The following is a 21,163-nucleotide window of genomic DNA, read 5'->3' on the forward strand; positions in this document are numbered from 1 at the left end:
TCAGTTCCATCGGTGCGTACACCCGGCGCACTGCGTCAACACCCCAGGTCAGCGCCTTGGTTGACGAGATCCCGAGCATGGCCGGATCTCATGTGCGCCCCGTCGCGCGGCTTGCGAAAGCCTCAGAACTTAGGATAGGTAACCCTAAGCACATCAAGCTCAACCCGGAATCGAGGAACGAACGTGGGCGTCACCAGACGACAGCTGCTGTGGGCCGGTGCCGGTTTCGGGGTGGCCGGTACGCTCGCCGCCTGCAGCAGCGGCACGGGCGGGTCCAAGGACACCGCGTCGACCGGCACGGTCTCCGAACAGCCCCGCACCGGTGGCACCCTGAAGATCGGCGCGCTCGGCAAGGCGTCCGCCGTCACCCGTGACCCGCACGGCACCCAGGCCAACGAGAGCGACTACCTGATCATCAGTCTGCTCTACGACACCCTGGCCGTCCCCGGGGACACCACGAACACCGCCCCGCGGCTGGCCGCCTCCTGGAAGCCCTCCGAGGACCTGAAGACCTGGCGCTTCACCCTCGTCGACGGCGCGAAGTTCCACGACGGCACCCCGGTCACCGCCGACGACGTGGTCTGGTCGCTCCAGCGCCTGCGCAACACCCCCGCCGGCAAGAGCCGCCTGCCCGGCATCCAGCCCGAGGGCATCAGGGCCGAGGACGCGAAGACCGTCGTCCTGGTCTCCGACTACCCCAACGCCGACCTGCCGCTGCAGACCCGGCTCACCACCTTCGTGCTGAAGAAGGACACCAAGGACGACGCCCTCGCCGGCGCGCCCGGCACCGGCCCCTTCAAGCTCGACTGGTACCGCGACGGCAACGCCCGCCTGGTCCGCAACGACGACTGGTACGGCGGCAAGCCCCCGCTGGACGCCGTCGAGGTGCGGATCTTCGAGAGCCCGCAGGCCATGGCCAACGCGCTGCTGGCCGGTCAGATCGACGTCGCCTCCAACGTCGGCGCCGTCGCCGCCCGTACCGCCGAGGCCCGCAAGGACGTCCAGATCCTGCGCCGCGGCAACGACATGGCGATGCCGATCGTCATGCGCACCGCCGACGGCCCGTTCGCCGACGTCCGGGTCCGTGAGGCGCTGCGCCTGGCCGTCGACCGCGACGCCATGGTCAAGCAGGTGCTGTCGGGCTACGGCTCCGTCGGCAACGACATCCTCGGTACCGGCGACCCCGCGTTCGCCAAGGACATCCCCCAGCGCAAGCGCGACCTCGCGAAGGCCAAGCAGCTGCTCGCCGACGCCGGGTTCGACACCGCCAGGACGTACGACCTGGTCACCACCGAGGACATCGCGGGCCTGGCGGAGTCCGCGACCCTGTTCGCGACCCAGGTCCGCGAGGCCGGCGTGAAGATCAACGTGGTCAAGCAGGACTCCAAGATCTTCTGGGACGCCACCTGGCTCAAGGCCCCGCTCTACACCACCTACTGGGGCACCAACGACTCGGTGGTGTTCTTCGCCTCCAAGACGATGCTCTCCGACGCCGGCCAGAACGAGGCCGGCTGGCAGGAGCCCGCGTTCGACGAGCTCTACCGCAAGGCCATCGGCACCGCGGACGCCACCGAGCGCGGCAAGGTGCTGCACCAGCTCCAGGAGATCGAGTTCGCCAAGTCCGGCTACCTGCTCTGGGGCATGGCCGACGGCATCGACCTGGCCGGCTCCGCCGTCCGCAACCTGCCCAAGCTCCCTGGCTACGGCCGCGTCCAGCTCGAAAAGACGTGGCTGGCGCGTTGAGTGACACCCCGACAGCCGGGGGCGCCCCGGCGCCCCCGGCGTCCGCCGACGCCGCGCCGCCGGCCGCTCTCGGGCGGGCCGCGCGGCTGATCGCCAAGCGCCTGGTCCTGCTGGGCCTCCTACTGGCCGCCGTCTTCGCCGCGGTCGCCCTGCTCCCCGGGGACGCGGCCAACGCCACCTCCGAACGCGGCGAGACCGCGGCCGACATGGCCGCGCGCCGCGCCGCGCTGGGCCTCGACCGCCCGCTCGCCGTGCGGTTCTGGGACTGGATGAGCGGCCTGCCCACCGGCGACCTCGGCACCACCGCCCACGGACAGCCCGTCACCGCCGTGCTGTCCGGCCCCTTCCCCAACACCCTGCTGCTGGGCGGCCTGGCGCTCGCGGCGAGCATCCTCGGCGCGCTCGCCCTCGGCTGCTGGACGGCGCTGCGCCCCGGCGGCCGCGCCGACCGTGCCGTCGCCGTGCTCGCCACCGCCGCCTTCGCCGTCCCCGAGTTCGTCCTCTCCATCGGCCTGCTGCTGGTGCTCTCCCAGTGGACCGGCTGGCTGCCCGCCGTCACCCTCACCGGGGCGGACGGCGCCCCCGCCTCCTGGGACATGCTCGTGCTGCCCGCCCTCGCCCTGGCGATCCCGCAGATCGGCTGGAACACCCGGATCGTGCGCGGCGCGCTCGCCGACCAGGCCGCCCTGCCGCACGTACGCGCCGCCGTCCTCGACGGTCTGCCGCGCCGACGCGTCCTCACCCACCACATGCTTCCCGGCGCCCTGCCCGCCGTCGCGGTCGCCGTCGCCACCTCCGCCGGCATGCTGCTGGGCGGCGCCGTCGTCGTCGAGACCCTCTTCAACTACCCCGGGATCGGCGCCGTCCTCGCCGGCGCGATCGCCGACCGCGACACCCCCCTGGTCGCCGGCGTCGTCGCCGCCACCGGAGCCGCCATCAGCACGCTGCTCCTGCTCGCCGACCTGATCCGCGACCGCGTCCTGGGAGCCCGTCCGTGACCAGCGCCCCCACCGCCCCCGCCCCCCGCCCCGCGGCGGGCCCGCCCCGCGCCACCGGCCGGCGCCGCCGCGCCGCCCTGCGCGCCGCGCCCGCCGGCCTGTTGGTGCTGCTCGCCCTGACCGGCCCGCTGCTCGCCCCGCACGCCGTCGACCAACCGGTCACCGCACCCTACGCCGCCCCCGACGACGCCGCCGCCCTCGGCGGTGACCAGCTCGGCCGGGACGTCCTCAGCCGCCTGCTGCACGGCGGCGCGCCGCTGATCGCCACCGCGCTCGGGGTCGCCGTGGTCGTCACCGGCGCCGCCGTCGTCATCGGCGTCCTCGCCGCGCTCCGGCCGCGCCTGGGCCGGCTCGTCGAGCGCGCCGCCGACCTCGCCATCCTGCTGCCCCCGGTCCTCGGCATCATGCTCGTCGCCCTGGCCTGGCCCGTCGACGGACGCCTGCCGGTGGCCGCCGCGGCCACCGTCCTCGGCATCCCCTACGCCGTGCGCATCGTCGCCGCGGCCGCCGCGCCCATCGCCGCCACCGGCTACGTCGAGGCCGCGGCCGCCGGCGGTGAGCGCCTCTGGTACCTGGCCGCCCGCGAGGTGCTGCCCAACCTGCGCGCCACCGTGCTCGCCCTGTTCGGGCTGCGCTTCGTCGAGGGCGTCTACGTCGTCTCGGTCGCGGCCTTCCTCCAGCTCGGTCCCCAACCACCGGAAGCCGACTGGGCCCTGATGATCCGTGAGAACGCCGCCGGCATCATGCTGAACCCCTGGGCCGTCGCCGCGCCCTGCCTGGCCATCGGCCTGCTCGCGGTCAGCGTCAACCTCGCCGCCGACGCCCTCGCCCCCGCCCGGACCACCCCGGAGACCGCGCTGTGAGCACCACCTCGCCCGACGACCGCGCCGTGGCCTCGCCCTCGCCCTCGCCCTCGCCCTCGCCCTCGCCCTCGCCCTCGCCCTCGCCCGACGACCGTACCGAGGACACCACCGCGGCCGGTTCCTCCCCCGTCGCCGCCCGGGTGAGCGGCCTGTCGATCGCCCTGCACGACACCCCGCTGCTCGCGGACGCCTCGCTCACGCTCCGGCCCGGCCGCGTCCACGCCGTCACCGGCCCCTCCGGGGCGGGCAAGACCACCCTGCTGCACGCCCTGGTCGGCGCGCTCCCCCCGGGCGCGCGGGTCACCACCGGCGGCGTCGACGTCCTGGGCCACGACGTCCTCGCCCTCCCGCCCGACCGCCTGCGGGAGCTGCGCCGCCACCGGCTCGCCTTCGTCGGGCAGGACCCGGGCTCCGGCCTCAACCCGCGGATGCGGATCGGCCGACTCATCACCGAGACCGCCGCCGACCGCGGTCGCACCGCCCTGCCCGACCTGCTGCGCCAGGTCCGCCTCCCCACCGACGAGCAGCTCGAACGCCGCCGCGCCGCCGCGCTGTCCGGCGGACAGCAGCGCCGCGTCGCGCTCGCCCGCGCCCTCGCCCGGCGCCCCGACATCCTCCTCCTCGACGAACCCACCGCCGGCCTCGACCCCGCCCTGCGCGACGACATAGCCGACCTGCTGCGCGACATCGCGGCCCGCGACCACCTCGCCGTCGTCTTCTCCAGCCACGACCCGGCGTTCGTCGCCCGCTGCGCCGACGACACCCTCGACCTGCGTCCCGCCGGCCGTCCCGGCACCCCGGCCGCGCCCCCCGCGGCAGCGGTCGGCCCGCGCCGGGACGCCACCCCCGGCGGTACCCCGGCGGCCCGCGCCGACGGCGGGAGCCCCGTGCTGACGGTCCGCGCGCTGGTCGCCCACACCGGTACCGGACGCGCCCGGCGCCAGGTCCTGTCCGGCGTCGACCTCGACCTCCGCCCCGGCACCCTGACCGGCATCACCGGTCCCTCCGGCTGCGGGAAGACCACCCTGGTCCGCACCCTGGCCGGCCTCCACCGGGCCAGCGGCGGCACCGTCGCCCTCGACGGCGAACCCCTCCGCGACTCCCACCTGCGGCGCAGCCGCGACCAGCGCCGCCGTATCCAGGTCGTCCCGCAGAACCCCCTCGGCGCCCTCAACCCCGCCCACACCGTCGGCGCCGCCCTCGCCCGGCCCCTGAAGCTGCACTTCGGGCTGCCCGCGGCGCGGTGCGACGAACGCGTCGCGGAGCTGCTCGGCTCGGTCGGGCTGCCCGCCGCCCACGCCGCCCGGTACCCGCACGAGCTCTCCGGCGGGCAACGCCAACGCGTCTCGGTGGCCCGGGCGCTGGCCGCCGAACCCGATGTCCTGCTGTGCGACGAGGTCACCTCGGCGCTCGACACCGGGACCGCCGCCGGCATCATGGCGCTGCTGGCCGGGCTACGAAGCGACCGGGGCCTCGCCGTCGTCCTCGTCAGCCACGACCTGCCGCTGGTCGCCGGCCACGCCGACGCCGTCCTCGCGCTCGACGGCCCAGTCCCTGCGGCGCTCGCGGGTCAGCACCCAGTCGTCGGTCCGGCGCGGAGCTGAGCGCGCCGCGCCGCCGCGGGCCGCGGTCGCGCAGACCCGCCGCAGCAGGGAGTTCAGCTGGATGCGCTCGCCGCGGGTCAGCGAGGCCAGCAGCTCGTCCTGCACGGCCGACGCGTCACTGTGCAGGATCTCCAGCGCGACCTGCCCGGCCGAGGTGAGTGTGAGGACTTCGTGCCGCCCGCCGACCTGGACGAACAGGGACTGCACCAGGCCCGCGGCCAGCAGCTCGTCGATCGTCCGCGCGGTGTCGTCGTCACCGGCCCCGCCGATCCGGTCGACGAGGTCGGGGCGGGCGTGCGGCCCCAACCGGGCCAGGGTGGAGAGGGCGGTCAGGTGGGCCGGGCTCATCCCGCGGAACTCCAGGCGCTCCGCGAGCAGGGAGTCGGCCGCCCGGCCGGCCGCCGACAGGAGGTGCACGGTCTGCTCGAAGGGACTCGACGATCCCTTCCTCCTGTCGTACACGTCGCATCCAATCACTGGGGGAGGGCCGCACCACCTCCGGCGGGGGTCCCGGGAACCACCGACGCCATGCCACGCTGCCGAACGCCGGTCACAAGTGAGGACCGCAGGACCCGCTCGCCCGCCGCGCCGAGCACGGCGCCGCGCTGCAAGGTGAACCGAGCCCACCATAGCCGGGCCGGCGCCATCGGTCTACATCGATGTCGTCCGTCGCCCCGGCGACCGGGCCCGCTCCCCCGCCGCGCCGCACCGCCCCTGACCACCGTCCCCCTCAGCGTCCCCGGACCGCCGCCGCCGCGTACTCCACGTACTCGTGCAGCCCGTACGCCAGCCCCAGGCTCACCAGCGTCACCGCCGTCACCGCCGTCAGACAGACCGCGCCGACCCGCCGCGCCCGCCCGCGCGGCCGGACCGGCACCGCCCCGAGCAGCGCCTCGACCCGCCGCGGCACCGGTCCGGCGCTCACCGACGGGAGCGGGTTGCGGCCGCCGCCCGCCCGTGCGGTGGCCGACCCGGCCAGCGCCGCCCGCGCGATCGCCGTCGCCGCCAGCCGCCGGTCACCCACCGAGCGGGCCGCGGCCTCGTCCGCCCACCGCTCCAGGTGGAACGGCAACGCCTCCCGCAGGCCCCGCAGTGCCGGGTGCACCCCGGCGGCGAGGTCGGTGACCGCGGACAGCAGGTGGTGGTGGCCCGCCAGGTGGGCCCGCTCGTGCGCGAGGAGCACCTCGCGCTCCGCCGGACCGAGCGCCCGCACCATGCCGGTGGTCACCACGACCCGGCCGCGGCGGCGGCGGAAGCCCGGCAGGGCGAACGCCTCCGCGTCCTCTCCGGGCACCACCAGCACATCGCCGTCGGCCACCCCGTCCCGGGTCGCCGCCCAGGCCCGTGCCAGCAGCGCGCGGTGATCGAGCCACCGGCGCACCAGCACCACGGCCTGGAGCAGCAGCAGCACCCCGGCGACGCAGGACAGCGGCACGGCGGCCGGCCACTCGGTCAGCACGCGCGACAGCGGGATCCGCTCCAGGGCGGCGAGGAACGGCACGTGGAACAGCGCGACCAGGGCTGCCACCGTCCCGCCCGCCAGCAGGACGGCCGCACCGGTCAGCGCCACGCACGCCTCGCGCGGCGGCAGCAGCGCGGCCAGCCGGCGGGCGGCCGCCGTCGCCGCCCACGGGGCCGCCGTCGCCAGGACGACCAGGGCCAGGAAGACGGTCATTCGCGGTCCTCGGATTCCCTCAGGAGGCGCCGCAGCACCTCCTCGTCTCCTTCGGAGAGCGCCGACACGAACCGCTTCAGCACCAGCTCGCGCCGCGGGTCGCTCTCCAGCTCCCGGCGCATCCGGCCGGCCACCAGTCCGGCGGCGTCGGCGACCGGCGCGTAGGCGAAGCCCCGCCCGGGACGGCTGCGCTCCAGCGTCCCGTTCTCGTGCAACCGGCTCAGGACCGTCGCCACCGTCGTCCGGGCCAGTCCCCGGTCGAGCGCCTCGTTGACCTCCTGCGCCGTCAACGGCCGGTCGGCCGCCCACAGCACGGCCAGCACGTCCGCGACCAGCTCGCCGTGCGGCCGTCTCGGATCCCGGCTGTCGTCCCGGCTCCCGTCCACCATCTCCCGCTCCCTGCCGCGCCCCCGGATAGGCGTGCAGCGAACCCGGCGATGCCTCTGCCCCACCGGGTTCGGCCGCGCGAACGCGGGCGGTCCGATCGGATGTTCGTAAGGTATGCCTCAGCTCACTGTACTGGTCGGGCGTGCCGCCCCTCGTCCCACGCCGCGCGGCCGGGCCGGCACGACGCCCTCCCCGCGGACCCGGCGCTCCCCCGCCGGTGCGCAGGGCGCGCGCGGCCCGGCCGGTGATCCGGTGCGCCGTGGGTGCGCCCTGCCGCGCACCCACGGCCAGTGGCTCACTGGGCACCTGCCGGGAGCGCGGAACGAAGGAGTGGCAGTGCTGGAGGAAATGCCGCCGCGAGCGGGCCAGGTGCCCTCCGCCGTGGGCCTGCCCTCGGGCCGGAGTGTGCTGTCGGTGCACGTCGCCAGGCTCGGCGCGGCGCCGGTCCGGGCGCTGAACCCCGACACCGTCCACCTCGCGGCCAGCACCATGAAGGTGGCCGTCCTCGCGGCACTGCACCGCAGCGGACTGGATCTCGACGCCCCGGTACCGGTGCACAACTCGTTCGCCTCGGCCGCCTACGGGCCCCGGTTCGGCGTCCTGCGGGAGCGGGACGACGACGCCGGCCCCTGGCAGGCGCTGGGGACGGAACGGACCCTGCGGTGGCTGTCCGAACGCATGATCGTCCACTCGTCGAACCTGGCCACCAACCTGTGCCTCGCCCACGTCGGGCTGGACGCCGTCGCCGAGGTCTGGCACCTGGCCCGGGCCCGGTGCAGCGTCACCGGCCGCGGCATCGACGACGCCGGCGCCCAGGCGGCGGGCCTCACCAACCTGGTGACGGCCGCCGACCTGGCCCGGCTGCTGCGCCTGCTGCCGCCGGAGCCGCTCGACGTGCTGGCCGCCAACGCGCACCGGGTCGACCTCGCCGCCGGCCTGCCACCCGGTACCCGGATCGCCTTCAAGAACGGCTGGCTCCCCGGTGTCCGGCACAGCGCGGGCATCGTCTACCCGGCGGACGCGCCGCCCTACGGCATCGCGGTCTGCTACTCCGGCCCGCTGGCCGGCGGGAACGCGGTCGACGACCCGGCCGCCCGACTGCTGGCCCGGATCTCCGCCGGCTACTGGGCCCGGCGGCACTCCCTGGCGCCGGGCACCTCCCACTGACCGACCGGCCGGCCGCCCACCGGGTCCGCGCGCCCGGAGCCGGCCGCGGCGACCGCGTTCCCCGGCGGTACCGGTCGGTGACCGGCCCCGGCGCCGAACGGGGCACCGGGGCCGGCGGGAGTCAGCCGGGCGTCAGCGCCCCTGGAGGGACTTGACGTTGTCGCCGAAGGTCCAGCCCTTCGAGCCGTCCCAGTTGGCCGACCACGTCATGAGCCCCTTCAGCGCACCGCCGAAGGCGTTCCACGACTGGCTCACCAGGCTCGGCGCCATGTAGCCGCCGCCCGCGCCGGGCTGGGCCGGCAGACCGGGCACCTGCTTGTCGTACGGCACCTTGATCGTGGTGCCCTGGATGACCAGACCGTTGTTCAGGCAGGTGGTCTGCGCCGTGAAGCCCTGGACGGTACCGGCCTGGTAGGAGTCGCCGGAGCAGCCGTACATGCTGCCGTTGTAGTACTGCATGTTCAGCCACCACAGGCGGCCGTTGTCGACGTACTTCTTGATGATCGGCAGGTAGGAACCCCAGATCGACCCGTAGGTGACGCTTCCGCCGGTGACGTACGCGGTCTCGGGGGCCATCGTCAGGCCGAAGCCGGCCGGCATCTGGGCCAGCACGCCGTCGATGATGCGGATCAGGTTGGACTGGGAGGCGGACAGCGTGCTGATGCTGCCGCTGCCGGACAGCCCGGTCTCGATGTCGATGTCGATGCCGTCGAAGTTGTACTTCTTGAGGATCGGGACGACGGTCGCCACGAACTTGTCGGCGACGGTGCTGGAGCTGAGGTCGATGCCGGCGGCGGCGCCACCGATCGACATCAGCAGGGTCGCCCCGGCCGCCTTCGCCTGGCACATCTCGGCCGGGGTGGAGACCTTGACGCCGGCGTCCATGCCGTCCTGCCACAGCACGGTGCCGTCCGAGAGGATCACCGGGAAGGCGGCGTTGATGACGTTGTAGCCGTGCGCGGCGATCCGGCTGTCCGTGATGGGCACCCAGCCCATGCCGGGGTGGACGCCGTTCGCGGCGCCGTCCCAGTTCTCCCAGTAGCCCTGCAGGACCTTGCCCGCCGGCTTGGGCTTCGTGGGGCAGGTGTCACCCGGCGGCGTGGTGGTCGGCGGGGTGGTCGTGGGCGGGGTGGTCGTGGGCGGGGTGGTGGTCGGCGGTGTCGTGGTCGGCGGTGTCGTGGTGGGCGGCGCGGTGGTCGGCGAGGGGCTGGTGCCGCCGGGCCCGGCCAGTGCCACGTCGTCCGCGTAGAACGCGGGCTGCCCGTACCACCCGTGCAGGTAGACCGTCACCGAGGTGGTGTTCGCCCCGGTGCTGAAGGCGACGTTGAGCTGGCTGTACGCCGGGCTGCTCGCCGTCCAGGTGGACGTGGTGCCGGTGATGCCGGTGCCGGTGGCGCCCAGGTAGACGTAGCTGCCCTGGACGTAGGCGCTCAGCGAGTACTGGGAGTTGGGCTGCACGCTGATGGTCTGGGCGCACTGGGCGGTGTCCTGGCCGGTCGGCGTGGCCTTGAGCGCGCCGGACCCGGCGTGCACCGGACTGGCGACGACCGCGCCGGAGCCGCCGGAACACGTCCAGTCGGAGAGTCCGCTCTCGAAACCGGGGTTGGCCACCAGGTTGGGGACGGCGGCTCCGGCCGTGACGGCTCCGACGGCGGCGATGCCGGCACCGATCAGGGCGGCGGCGCTCACCCCGGCGACGGTGCGCCGCAGGGCGGCCGGGCCGCGTTCGGCACGGCCGGACCGGTGGGCCCGGACGGCGCGTTCCACGGTCGCCCGCTGCGCGCGGGCGGCTCCGAGCGGCTCGCCGCCGGCGCGGCCTGGCTCGGGACTGGGGCTGACCTCGCCCGACAGGCGTGGCGTACGGGACCTCCGACGGAACATGCTGTGCTCCCTTCCCGCCGAGCGTCATGAACATGACCGACGCGTGGGGGCGTGACGCCCGGCTCTGGGTGAGGTGGGGACATGTGGGGCTGTGCCGGTCCGGATCGTAGAAGGGGCGGCGGGGCCAGTCAATAGGTCTGGACCAATTGCGAGCGGCATGCCCCGTCCGGACGGGCGCGAGGCACGGGACTCCCGCACCCGGAGGGGCCCTGACGGCCCGTCGAGAGTCTGCGGTCCGGGGTGGCCGGACGAGGACGCCGGGCGGGCGGAACGGGCCCGACGCGATGACGGCCGGAAATCGACGCGCCGACGGCCGGGGCCCGGAGCGATGACGGCCGAAGTGTCAGCCGAGCTCGGACCCGGCGGTGCCGAGGGTGTCGCGCAGCCACTGCTCGACCCCGGCCACGTGGATCGTGGCCCAGGCGTGCGCGAGGTCGGGGCGGCGGGCGGCGATGGCGTCGAAGATGGCGCGGTGCTGCTCCCGGGTCCGGGGGACCGCGCCCTCCTCGGTGAGGCCGCGCCAGATCCGGGCCCGGGTGGTCGGGCCGGACAGCCCGTCGATGAGCGAGCAGAGCACGGTGTTGCCCGAGCCCGCCGCGATTCTTCGGTGGAACTCGACGTCGTTGTCGATCAGCTCGTCGAGGGTCGCGTCGTCGCGCAGCGCCGCCAGGACCTCGCCGAGCGCGGCGATGTTCTCCTCGGGCATCACCCGGGCGGCCATCGCCGCGGCGGCGGGCTCCAGGATCCGGCGGACCTCCAGGAACTCCAGCACCGTGTCGTCCTGGTGGAAGTCGAGGACGAAGCCGAGCGCGTCCAGCAGCAGGTGGGGTTCCAGGCTGGTCACGTAGGTGCCGTCGCCCTGGCGCACGTCCAGCACCCTGATCAGCGAGAGTGCCTTGACCGCCTCACGCAGCGAGTTGCGCGACAGGCCGAGCCGCTCGGCGAGATCGGCCTCCTTGGGCAGGCGGGAGCCGGGGCGCAGCTCACCGCTGACGATCATGGCCTTGATCTTCTCGATCGCCTCGTCGGTGACTGGCACGGTGTTGCCTCCCTGTTCCTGATCTTCACAGCATAATCAGCTCGCCCCCCTGGGCCGAGGCCCCGTTCGCCGCCGAGGGCCGGGCCCGACCGGCAGGTACCGGGTGTCCGCGCACGGCCGTCGGCTCAGGCCGGCCGGCCGCCCGGAGCGGGGACGCCGAGGCCGTACACCCGGAGCGCGTTGCGGCGCAGCACCGCGTCCCGCTCGTCCGGGCCGAGCCCGTCCAGGAGTTGACCGGCGGTCCGGACGACCTCCGGGTAGCCGGCCCGCAGGGTGCACACCGGCCAGTCGGAGCCGAAGAGGAGGCGCCGCGGGCCGAAGGCGTCGAGGGCGGTCTCGGCGTACGGCCGGAGGTCCTCGGCCGTCCACCGGCCGGACGCGGCCTCGGTGACCAGACCGGAGAGCTTGCCCACCGTGTTGGGCAGGGCCGCCAGCCGGCGCAGCTCCCCCGCCCAGGGTTCGAGTGCCCCGGTGGCGACCGGCGGCTTGCCGAGGTGGTCGAGGACGAACGTCAGGCCGGGGAGGCCGGCCGCCGCGGCGGTGGCGGCGGGCAGTTGGCGCGCCGTGACCACGAGGTCGTAGGCGAGGCCCGCCCCGGCGACCGCGCGCAGCCCGCGCCGCACCTCGGGGCGGAGCAGCCACCCGGGGTCGGGTTCCTCCTGGACCTGGTGGCGGATGCCCACCAGCCGCTCCCCGCCGGGCTGTTCGCGCAGGGCGGCGAGCGCCTCGGCGACTTCGGGGGCGGTGAGGTCGGTCCAGCCGACCACGCCGGCGATCAGGCCGTCGCCGGCGGCGAGGGCCAGCAGTTCGGGGGTCTCCCCGGGGACGCAGACGGTCTGGACGACCACGGTCGCGGTCACGCCGGCGGCGCGGGCCCGGGAGGTGAACTCGTCGACGCCGAAGGAGCGGGCGAGCGGCGCGAGGGCCGCGCCGGTGATCCAGGGCTGCGGCCGCGCCGTGAGGTCCCAGAGGTGGTGGTGCGCGTCGATGATCCCGGGGCCGGTCACAGCTCCCACACCGCGGCGAGCCCGGCCGCGGCGCCGTCCTCGGTGTAGTCGTGCGCGACGTCGAGGAGTTGGCCCATCCGCGCCTGCCAGGCGACGTTGACCGGGAGCCGTTCCAGTTCGGCGAGCAGCTGGCCGTAGTCCTCGCATTCGAGCAGGTGGAACAGCTCGCGGCCGCTGCGCCAGATGGTCCAGGAGGTGACGCCGGCGGCACGGATGGCGGCGGTGAGTTCGGCCGGCACCGCGCGGTGCGCGGCCTCGTACTCCTCGATCCGGTCCTCGCGGACCCGCGTGTGCAGGGCGATCCTCATGACGGCTCCGGGTCGGGTCGGGTGGCGTCGACGATGATGACGTCCAGGACCCGGGGGCCGTGCACGCCCTCGACCCGGTCGAGTTCGATGTCGCTGGTGGCGGACGGGCCCGAGACGAAGGTCAGCGGCCGGGTCGGGTCGAGCCGGGCGAGGGCGTCGGGGACGTCGTCGGCGATCTGTCCGGCCCCGATGACGCACAGGTGGTAGTCGGGGATCAGGGTGAGGGCGCGGCGGCCCTGGCCGGGACCGGCGTCCAGCACGATGGTCCCGGTGACGGCGATGCCAGCGGCGGCGAGGGTGACGGCGCCGTCCAGGGCGTCCAACGCGGCGGTGTCCAGAGGTTCCTCGTGCCACTCCCGGTCGCCGGGCGGCAGCAGCTCGGCGGGGAAGCCGGCGGGCAGCGCCAGGCGGACGGCGGCCCGGGCGGTGAGGGCGGCGCCGATGGCGGACGGCAGGCCCGCCCGGTCGGTCCGGGTGACGGTGGCCCGGTAGTCGGCGACGCGCTCGGCGAACAGGGCGACGGTGTCCTCGCCCGGTGCGGTGCGGCCGCGGCGGTAGGCGCGCGGTACGGGGACGTCGTCCGGGGTCTCGGCGGCGGGGACGTCGGCGAGGGCCGCCCGGATGCGGCCGAGGACCGCTTCGCGGCTGCTCATCGTTCACCTTCCCGGTTCTCGCGCCACCAGGCGCGGAAGGACTCGGCGGGCGGCACGGGGGTGTCGCGGGAGTCGGACCAGCCGCGCAGCGGGCCGGGCAACCGGCCGATGCGCCCGTCCCGGGCCAGCAGCCGGCCCCCCGCGGCGGCGGCCCGCTGGGCCGCGGAGAGCAGCCGCGGCGAGTCGAGGACCCTGGCCGCGGCCTTCATGGCCAGGGCCTCCGGGTTCAGCGGACCGCGCCCGGCCTCGACCGCACGGGCACGCAGGTGCGCCAGGACCCGCGGGATGTCGATCTTCACCGGGCAGGCGTCGTAGCAGGCCCCGCAGAGGGTGGAGGCGAACGGCAGGGAGGCCGCCTGTTCGATGCCGACCAGCTGCGGGGTGAGGACGGCCCCGATCGGTCCGGGGTAGACCGAGCCGTAGGCGTGCCCCCCGGTCCGCTCGAAGACCGGGCAGACGTTGAGGCAGGCCGAGCAGCGGATGCAGCCGAGCACCTGCCGGCCGACCTCGTCGGCGAGGGTGTCGGTGCGACCGTTGTCGAGCAGCACCAGGTGGAAGGCGCGCGGGCCGTCGCCCTCGGTGGTGCCGGTCCAGGCGGAGGTGTAGGGGTTCATCCGCTCGCCGGTGGCGGAGCGCGGCAGCAGTTGGAGGAAGACCTCCAGGTCGGACCAGGTGGGGACGACCTTCTCGATGCCCATCACGGTGATCAGGGTCTCGGGCAGGGTCAGGCACATCCGGCCGTTGCCCTCGGACTCCACGACGACGACCGTACCGGTGTCGGCGACGGCGAAGTTGGCTCCGGAGACGGCCACCTTGGCACCGAGGAACCTGCTCCGCAGGTGCAGCCGGGCGGCTTCGGCGAGCTCGCGCGGGTCGTCGCCGAGTCCCTCGGGGGCGGGCCTGCCCCAACGGCCCATCTCGGCCACGAACAGGTCGCGGATCTCGGTGCGGTTGCGGTGGATCGCCGGGACGAGGATGTGCGAGGGCCGGTCGTCGCCCAACTGCACGATCAGCTCGGCGAGATCGGTCTCGTAGGCGGTGATGCCGGCCTCGGCGAGGGCCTCGTTGAGGCCGATCTCCTGGGTCGCCATCGACTTGACCTTCACCACCGTCCGCTCGCCGGTGGCCCGGACCAGCCCGGTGACGATCCGGTTGGCCTCGGCCGCGTCCGCGGCCCAGTGCACGGTACCGCCCGCCGCGGTGACGGACTCCTCCAGGCGCACCAGGTAGCGGTCCAGGTGGCGCGAGGTGCGGTTCTTGATCGCGGCGGCCGCGTCCCGCAGGTGTTCCCAGTCGTCCAGTTCGGCGGCGACCGCGAGCCGCTTGTCGCGGATGGTGGTGGTGGCCCGTCTCAGGTTGGCGCGCAGCTGGGTGTCGGCGAGGGCCTCGCGGGCGGCGTCGGGGAAGGACGGCGAGCCCAGCCACACCACGCCCCGCCCGTTCACCGGGTGCCTCCTTCGGTGGCGGCGAGGATCTCGGCCAGGTGCAGGGTCCGCACCGCGGCACCCTGCCGGGACAGTCCGCCACCGATGTGCGTCAGACAGGAGTTGTCGGCGGCGCACAGCACCTCGGCGCCGCTGTCGAGCACCGCGGCGTTCTTGTCGGCGAGCATCGCGGCGGAGGTGGCGGCGTTCTTGACGGCGAAGGTGCCGCCGAAGCCGCAGCAGGAGTCGGCGGCGGGGAGGTCGACCAGCTCGATGTCCTCGACCGCGCGCAGCAGGCGGCCGGGGCGGTCCCCGAGGCGCAGGCCGCGCAGCGAGTGGCAGGTGGGATGGTAGGCGACGCGGTGCGGGAAGCGGGCCCCGACGTCGGTGACCCCGAGCACGTCGGTCAGCAGTTCGGTGAACTCGTGGACCCGGGGGACCACCTCGGCGACCCGCCGCTGGAGCTCGGCGCCGCCGTACTCCCCGGCCAGCAGCGGGTGGTTGTCGCGCACCATGGCGGCGCAGGAGGCGGAGGGGGTGACCACCGCGTCGTACCCGGCGAAGGCCCGCGCGAAGCGGGCCACCAGGGGGACGGCCTCGGGGCGGTAGCCGGTGTTGAAGTGCGGCTGCCCGCAGCAGCTCTGCTCCGACGGGAACTCGACGGTGTGCCCGAGGCGTTCGAGCACGGTCAGCACGGCGCGGCCGGTGTCCGGGAAGAGCGTGTCGGTGACGCAGGTGATGAACAGGGCGATGCGCATCAGCTCGGCTCCGGAGGGGTCGGGACGTCCGCGGGCAGGAGACCACGCTCCTTGAGGTCTGCCCAGAGCGCGGCCGGTACGGGGTGGTGGAGCAGGGCGGCGGCGTCCCGGACCTCGACGGCGTCCCGGGTGCCGACCAGGACGCTCGCGACGGCCGGGTGCCCGAACGGGAACCGCAGGGCGGCGGCCCGCAACGGCACGCCGTACCGCTCGCAGACGGCCTTGAGCTCGGTCGCGCGGGCGAGCAGGTCGGCGGGGGCCTCGGTGTAGTCGAAGGTCGCGCCGGGGCGCGGGTCGGCGAGCAGGCCCGAGTTGAACACTCCCCCGATCACGACGCCGACGCCGCGCCGCTGGGCCAGTGGCAGCAGGTCGGCCAGTCCGCGCTGGTCGAGCAGGCTGTACCGGCCCGCCAGCAGGACCGCGTCGAGATCCGTCTCACGGAGGAAACGGACCAGCGGGTCGGCCTGGTTCATGCCGACCCCGATCGCCCCCAGGACGCCCTCGGCGCGCAGGCGTTCCAGTTCGGGGTAGGCCTCGCCGAGCGCCTGGTCGAGGTGGTCGTCGGGGTCGTGCAGGTAGGCGATGTCGATCCGGTCCAGGCCGAGCCTGCGCAGGCTGTCCTCGATGGACCGGCGCACTCCCCGGGCGCTGAAGTCCCAGCGCCGGCGGTGGCGGGCGGGCACCGCGAAGCCGTTGGCCAGGTCGTCGCCGCCGGCGGCGGGGGCCGGCTCCAGCAGTCGTCCGACCTTCGTGGACAGGGTGTACTCGTCCCGGGGCAGGGCGCGCAGCGCGTCGCCGAGCCGGCGCTCGGACAGGCCCAGGCCGTAGTGCGGGGCGGTGTCGAAGTACCGGACGCCGGACTCCCAGGCGGCGGCGACCGCCTCGGCGGCCCGCGCGTCGGTGACCGGGGTGAACAGGTTGCCGATACCGGCGGCGCCGAAGGCGAGTTCGGTGACCCGGACCGGAGAGCGGCCGAGGGGGCGGTGGCGCGGCGTCACGGGCGTGGCTCCGGTCGTGGTCGCAGGCCGGCCATGCCGCCGTCGACCGCCAGGGCGGTGCCGGTGACGCTCGCGGCCGCCGGGGAGGCGAGATAGGCGATGGCGGCGGCCACCTCCCGGGCGGTCACCAGGCGCCCGGTCGGCTGACGGCCGTTCAGCGCGGCGCGTTCGGCCGCCGGGTCGTCGGCGGCGTCCAGCAGGCGGGCGACCCACGGGGTGTCCACCGTCCCCGGGTTGACGCAGTTGACCCGGATGCCCTCCCGGACGTGGTCGGCGGCCATCGCCAGGGTGAGCGAGAGGACGGCGCCCTTGCTCGCCGCGTAGAGCGCGCGCCCGGGAAGGCCGGTGGTGGCGACGATGGAGCAGGTGTTGACCACGGAGGCGTCGGGCGAGCGGCGCAGGTACGGCAGGGCGGCGCGGGTGGTGCGGACGATGCCGAGCACATTGACGTCCAGGACGCGGTGCCACTGCTCGTCGGGGTTGTCCTCCACCGTTCCGGTGGCGCCGATGCCGGCGTTGTTGACCAGGATGTCGATCCCGCCGAGCGCTTCGGCCGCCGCCCGGACGGCCGGGCGCACCGAGCGGTCGTCGGCGACGTCCGCGGTGAAGCCGCGCAGCGGGCCGCGGAGCCCGCTCGGGTCGCGGTCGAGGACGGCGACGTCCGCGCCGCGCTCGGCGAGCAGTCGGGCGGTGGCCAGGCCGATGCCGGAGGCACCGCCGGTGACCAGGGCGGTGAACCCGTCGAGGTCGGCGGTCATCCCCGGTCCTCCGGGGCGGTCGGGGCGGTCGGGGCGATCGGGGCCGTCGGGGTGTCCTTCACGTCGGCCGGGTGCGTCGGAGCAGCCGGGTGCGTCGTCGGATCGGCCGCCCAGAACGCGCCGTTCGGGTAGCGGTAGGTGTCGATGGCGGACTGGTGCATGGTCGCGGAGAACCCGGGCGCGGTGGGCGCCCGGTAGTGGCCGCGGTCGATCACCACCGGATCGAGGAAGTGCTGGTGGAGGTGGTCGACGAACTCGATGACGCGGTCCTCGACCGTGCCGGACAGCCCGACGTAGTCGAACATCGACAGGTGCTGGACGAGTTCGCACAGGCCCACCCCGCCGGCGTGCGGGCAGACCGGGACGCCGAACTTGGCGGCGAGCAGCAGGATCGCCAGGTTCTCGTTGACGCCGGCCACCCGGGCGGAGTCCAGTTGCAGGACGTCGACGGCGCCGGCCTGGAGCAGCTGCTTGAAGACGATCCGGTTCGGCACGTGCTCGCCGGTGGCGACCTTGATCGGGTGGACCCCCCGCCGGATGGCGGCGTGGCCGAGCACGTCGTCCGGGCTGGTGGGCTCCTCGATCCAGTACGGGTCGAACTCGGCGAGGGCGTTGGTCCATTCGATCGCCTCGCCGACGTCCCAGCGCTGGTTGGCGTCGATCGCCAGCCGGATGTCCGGGCCGACGGCCGCGCGGGCGGCGCGGCAGCGGCGGACGTCGTCCGCGAGGTCGGCGCCGACCTTCAGTTTGATCTGGGTGAAGCCGTCGGCGACCGCCCGCTCGGCGAGTCGGGTGAGCTTCTCGTCGCTGTAGCCGAGCCAGCCGGGCGAGGTGGTGTAGGCGGGGTAGCCGCGGCGCAGCAGCTCGGCCGCCCGGTCGGGGCCGCCCTGCCTGCCTCTTCGCAGCAGTTCCAGCGCCTCGTCCGGGGTGAGCGCGTCCGTGAGGTAGCGGAAGTCGACCTGGGAGACCAGCCACGCCGGGTCGGCGTCGGCCAGCAGCCGCCACAGCGGCTTGCCCGCGCGCTTGGCGGCGAGGTCCCACACCGCGTTGACGACGGCGCCGACGGCCATGTGCATCACGCCCTTCTCGGGGCCGAGCCAGCGCAGTTGGCTGTCGCCGACGAGGTCACGGTAGAGGGAACCGGGGTCCTCGCACAGCTCGGTGACGGACCGTCCGAGGACGTGGGCGCGCAGCGCGTCGATCGCGGCGACCTGGACGTCGTTGCCGCGCCCGATGGTGAAGGCGAAGCCGTGGCCCTCGTCACCGCCCGCGCGGGTGCGCAGGACGACGTAGGCGGCGGAGTAGTCGGGGTCGGGGTTCATCGCGTCGGACCCGTCCAGGTCCCGCGAGGTGGGGAAGCGGATGTCGTAGGTGTCGACGGCGGTGATCCGTGCCGTGGTCGCGGACAACTCGGTGCCTTTCACGCCTGGGAGAAGGTCTGGCGCTGCGTGCCGAGGCCGTCGATCGCGAGTTCGACGGTGTCGCCGGCGCGCAGGTAGGGCCGGCCGGGCAGGCCCAGCGCCACGCCGGCCGGGGTACCGGTGTTGATGACGTCGCCGGGCCGCAGAACCATGTACTGACTGAGGTACCAGACCAGGTACGGCACATCGAAGATCATGTTCTTGGTGTCGCCGTTCTGCCGCGGCTCGCCGTTGACGGCCAGGCGCAGGCCGAGCGAGCCCACGTCGCCGGCCTCGTCCGGGGTGACCAGCCAGGGCCCGAGCGGATTGAACGTCTCGCAGGACTTGCCGAGGTCCCACTGGGCGGAGTAGTCCAGCTGGAACTCCCGCTCGGAGACGTCGTTGCTGATCGCGTACCCGGCGATGTGGTCGGACGCCTCGGCCGGGCTCGCCAGGTAGCGGGCCTCGCGGCCGATGACGACGGCGAGTTCGACCTCCCAGTCGGTCCTGGTCGAGCCACGCGGGATCAGCACCCGGTCGTAGGGGCCGACCACGGTGGCGGCGTCCTTGAGGAAGACCACCGGGCGGTCGGGGACGGCCACCCCGGTCTCCTCGGCGTGGTCGCGGTAGTTGAGGCCGACGCAGACGACCTTGCCGGGACGGGCGACGGGCGCGCCGATCCGCAGCCCGGCCGGATCGAGGGGCGGCAGGCCTCCGGCGGCCAGGGCGGCGCGGACGCGGTCGGTCCCGTCCGCCGCGAGGAATGCCCCGTCGATGTCACCGGTCAGGCCCGAAAGGGCAAACACGCGGCCGTCCGGGCCCAGGACGGCCGGAACCTCTTCTCCCGCCGGTCCGATCCGCAGAAGCTTCATGTCTCGTCTCCCGTAGTCACTCCGGAGGCCGGGGCACTGCGCCGGCCAATACATCGGATGAATCGACAATGCCCCGACGATACGGAGCGGCCTTGCATAGCGCAAGAAGTCCTCCGATGTTTTCCCGGGCAGACCCCGGCGACCCTCTCATGGCGTCACCAAAGTTCGCAGCTCAGAGAGAATATGACGGCTCATCGGGCAGAGTTCGGCGCCGGGGATGTCACGGTTGGGAATCGTCCGAGGCTTCCTCTTGTCAGGCAGGTGTCAGGCTCGTAGGGTCCTCGATGTCGCAAACCATCCGATGACTAGCGGATGCGCGATCCGGTGCCGTCTGCCACTTCATCGCCGCGCCCGGGAACCGGCCTCCCTCCGGGCGAGGTCCGGACGGGGAAGCCGGCCTCACCCTCCCCGGCGCGCCGCCCGGGGACGGGCCGCCCACCCCTCCCGCCGCGCCGGCTCCCTCCCCGACGGCGACCGGTCCGTCCCAGCCAAGGAGATCAGCACCATGACGTTCCGCTCCTCCAGAATCGCGGCCACGGCCGCCGCCGTCGTCGTCCTGGCGGGGTTCGCCACAGCCTGCAACCGCGGCAGCTCCTCGGACTCCGCCGGTGGCGGCAAGCCGGCGCTCGGCATCGACCTGCCGCGCGCCGACTCCGACTTCTGGAACTCCTACGCGCAGTACGTCAAGCAGGACGCCTCCGCCCAGGGCCTGAACACCCTGCCGGTGAGCAACTCCCAGAACGACGTCACCAAGCTGGTCGCCAACATCCAGGTGTTCCGGAACACCGGCGCCAAGGCCGTGGTGATGGCCCCTCAGGACACCGGCGCGATCGCCTCCACCCTGGAGCAGCTGTCCGCCAGGAAGATCCCGGTGGTCAGCGTCGACACCCGCCCCGACAAGGGGAACGTCTACATGGTGGTGCGCGCCGACAACAAGGCGTACGGCACCAAGGCCTGCGAGTTCCTCGGCAAGCAGCTCGACGGCAAGGGCAAGGTCGCCGAACTCCAGGGCGCGCTCAGCTCCGTCAATGGGCGCGACCGCTCCGAGGCGTTCGCCGCCTGCATGAAGGAGAGGTTCCCCGGCATCGAGGTGATCGAGCTGGCCACCGACTGGAAGGGCGACGTCGCCTCCGCCAAGCTCCAGTCCACCCTGGCCGCCCACCCCGACCTCGGCGGCGTCTACCTGCAGGCCGGCGGGGTGTTCCTGCAGCCGACCCTCGCCCTGCTCCAGCAGAAGGGCCTGCTCAAGCCCGCGGGCCAGCCCGGCCACATCGCCATCGTCTCCAACGACGGCATCCCGCAGGAGTTCGACGCGATCCGCAAGGGCGACATCGACGCGACGGTGTCCCAGCCCGCCGACCTCTACGCCAAGTACGCCCTGTTCTACGCGCAGGCCGCGGCCGAGGGCAGGACCTTCCAACCCGGCCCCACCGACCACCAGTCCACCATCATCTCCCTGCCCAACGGCCTGGAGGACCAGCTCCCCGCCCCCCTGGTGACCAAGGAGAACGTCGACGACAAGAGCCTCTGGGGCAACACCGTCGGCAAGTAGGCCCCACCCTCCCGTGAACGGCGGCGCCTGCCGGGCGCCCTGCCACCGGCTCCCTGCCACCGGCCGCCGTTCACCG

At 74.4% G+C, this 21,163-nt stretch carries 19 protein-coding genes; 6 read left to right on the forward strand and 13 right to left on the reverse strand.

What is annotated here, in order from left to right; all coding sequences use genetic code 11:
- The first annotated feature begins 183 nt into the window (after positions 1-183).
- The 4 genes from ACFXHB_RS08990 to ACFXHB_RS09005 are packed head-to-tail and all read left to right on the forward strand — an operon-like array spanning position 184 to position 5,208.
- Positions 184-1,743: an ABC transporter substrate-binding protein gene (locus ACFXHB_RS08990; protein WP_380573180.1), complete on the forward strand. Its 1,560-nt coding sequence runs from the start codon at positions 184-186 to the stop codon at positions 1,741-1,743.
- Entirely contained in the window at positions 1,728-2,741 is a 1,014-nt protein-coding gene (locus ACFXHB_RS08995) for an ABC transporter permease (protein WP_380573181.1), read from the forward strand. The genes ACFXHB_RS08990 and ACFXHB_RS08995 overlap by 16 nt, the downstream gene beginning before the upstream one ends.
- Positions 2,738-3,604 carry an ABC transporter permease gene (locus ACFXHB_RS09000; protein ID WP_380573182.1) on the forward strand — a complete coding sequence of 289 codons (867 nt, stop codon included), beginning with the start codon at positions 2,738-2,740 and terminating at the stop codon, positions 3,602-3,604. The genes ACFXHB_RS08995 and ACFXHB_RS09000 overlap by 4 nt, the downstream gene beginning before the upstream one ends.
- A complete protein-coding gene (locus ACFXHB_RS09005; RefSeq protein ID WP_380573183.1) occupies positions 3,601-5,208 on the forward strand; it encodes an ABC transporter ATP-binding protein in 1,608 nt (535 codons plus the stop codon). Before ACFXHB_RS09000 ends, ACFXHB_RS09005 begins: the two co-directional genes overlap by 4 nt.
- Positions 5,209-5,938: 730 nt before the next feature.
- Here ACFXHB_RS09005 and ACFXHB_RS09010 read toward each other — a convergent pair.
- Both ACFXHB_RS09010 and ACFXHB_RS09015 read right to left on the reverse strand, forming a co-directional pair.
- Complete coding sequence (locus tag ACFXHB_RS09010; protein ID WP_380573184.1) at positions 5,939-6,883, reverse strand: M48 family metalloprotease; 945 nt, start codon at positions 6,881-6,883, stop codon at positions 5,939-5,941.
- The gene (locus tag ACFXHB_RS09015; protein ID WP_380573185.1) at positions 6,880-7,272 is read right to left on the reverse strand and encodes a BlaI/MecI/CopY family transcriptional regulator; all 393 of its coding nucleotides are present in this window, start codon (positions 7,270-7,272) and stop codon (positions 6,880-6,882) included. Before ACFXHB_RS09015 ends, ACFXHB_RS09010 begins: the two co-directional genes overlap by 4 nt.
- Positions 7,273-7,606: 334 nt before the next feature.
- Between ACFXHB_RS09015 and ACFXHB_RS09020 the strand changes: the two genes are divergently transcribed.
- Positions 7,607-8,437: a serine hydrolase gene (locus tag ACFXHB_RS09020; protein WP_380573186.1), complete on the forward strand. Its 831-nt coding sequence runs from the start codon at positions 7,607-7,609 to the stop codon at positions 8,435-8,437.
- Between the two features lie 132 nt (positions 8,438-8,569).
- On the opposite strand, the gene ACFXHB_RS09025 is transcribed toward ACFXHB_RS09020, so the two are convergent.
- The 11 genes from ACFXHB_RS09025 to ACFXHB_RS09075 all read right to left on the reverse strand — a co-directional run bounded on the left by ACFXHB_RS09025 (position 8,570) and on the right by ACFXHB_RS09075 (position 19,535).
- A complete protein-coding gene (locus ACFXHB_RS09025) occupies positions 8,570-10,318 on the reverse strand; it encodes a carbohydrate binding domain-containing protein (protein ID WP_380573187.1) in 1,749 nt (582 codons plus the stop codon).
- A gap of 343 nt (positions 10,319-10,661) precedes the next feature.
- A complete protein-coding gene (locus tag ACFXHB_RS09030) occupies positions 10,662-11,357 on the reverse strand; it encodes a FadR/GntR family transcriptional regulator (RefSeq protein WP_380573188.1) in 696 nt (231 codons plus the stop codon).
- Between the two features lie 125 nt (positions 11,358-11,482).
- Entirely contained in the window at positions 11,483-12,364 is an 882-nt protein-coding gene (locus ACFXHB_RS09035) for an amidohydrolase family protein (RefSeq protein ID WP_380573189.1), read from the reverse strand.
- Positions 12,361-12,672, reverse strand: a complete 312-nt coding sequence (locus tag ACFXHB_RS09040; RefSeq protein ID WP_380573190.1) for an L-rhamnose mutarotase — start codon at positions 12,670-12,672, stop codon at positions 12,361-12,363. The genes ACFXHB_RS09035 and ACFXHB_RS09040 overlap by 4 nt, the downstream gene beginning before the upstream one ends.
- The gene (locus tag ACFXHB_RS09045) at positions 12,669-13,325 is read right to left on the reverse strand and encodes a lactate utilization protein C (protein WP_380573191.1); all 657 of its coding nucleotides are present in this window, start codon (positions 13,323-13,325) and stop codon (positions 12,669-12,671) included. The genes ACFXHB_RS09040 and ACFXHB_RS09045 overlap by 4 nt, the downstream gene beginning before the upstream one ends.
- Positions 13,322-14,770 (reverse strand): LutB/LldF family L-lactate oxidation iron-sulfur protein, encoded by a 1,449-nt coding sequence (locus tag ACFXHB_RS09050; protein WP_380573193.1) that lies wholly within the window; start codon positions 14,768-14,770, stop codon positions 13,322-13,324. The genes ACFXHB_RS09045 and ACFXHB_RS09050 overlap by 4 nt, the downstream gene beginning before the upstream one ends.
- Complete coding sequence (locus ACFXHB_RS09055) at positions 14,767-15,507, reverse strand: (Fe-S)-binding protein (protein WP_380573194.1); 741 nt, start codon at positions 15,505-15,507, stop codon at positions 14,767-14,769. The genes ACFXHB_RS09050 and ACFXHB_RS09055 overlap by 4 nt, the downstream gene beginning before the upstream one ends.
- The gene (locus tag ACFXHB_RS09060; RefSeq protein WP_380573195.1) at positions 15,507-16,505 is read right to left on the reverse strand and encodes an aldo/keto reductase; all 999 of its coding nucleotides are present in this window, start codon (positions 16,503-16,505) and stop codon (positions 15,507-15,509) included. Before ACFXHB_RS09060 ends, ACFXHB_RS09055 begins: the two co-directional genes overlap by 1 nt.
- Complete coding sequence (locus ACFXHB_RS09065; RefSeq protein WP_380573196.1) at positions 16,502-17,263, reverse strand: SDR family NAD(P)-dependent oxidoreductase; 762 nt, start codon at positions 17,261-17,263, stop codon at positions 16,502-16,504. Before ACFXHB_RS09065 ends, ACFXHB_RS09060 begins: the two co-directional genes overlap by 4 nt.
- Entirely contained in the window at positions 17,260-18,672 is a 1,413-nt protein-coding gene (locus tag ACFXHB_RS09070; protein WP_380573197.1) for an L-fuconate dehydratase, read from the reverse strand. The genes ACFXHB_RS09065 and ACFXHB_RS09070 overlap by 4 nt, the downstream gene beginning before the upstream one ends.
- 11 nt (positions 18,673-18,683) lie before the next feature.
- A complete protein-coding gene (locus tag ACFXHB_RS09075) occupies positions 18,684-19,535 on the reverse strand; it encodes a fumarylacetoacetate hydrolase family protein (protein ID WP_380573198.1) in 852 nt (283 codons plus the stop codon).
- Between the two features lie 505 nt (positions 19,536-20,040).
- On the opposite strand from ACFXHB_RS09075, the gene ACFXHB_RS09080 reads away from it, so the two are divergent.
- Complete coding sequence (locus tag ACFXHB_RS09080) at positions 20,041-21,087, forward strand: sugar ABC transporter substrate-binding protein (RefSeq protein WP_380573199.1); 1,047 nt, start codon at positions 20,041-20,043, stop codon at positions 21,085-21,087.
- The last annotated feature ends 76 nt before the right edge of the window (positions 21,088-21,163 follow it).

Source organism: Kitasatospora sp. NPDC059327, assembly GCF_042752535.1.
Classification (GTDB): Bacteria; Actinomycetota; Actinomycetes; order Streptomycetales; family Streptomycetaceae; genus Kitasatospora.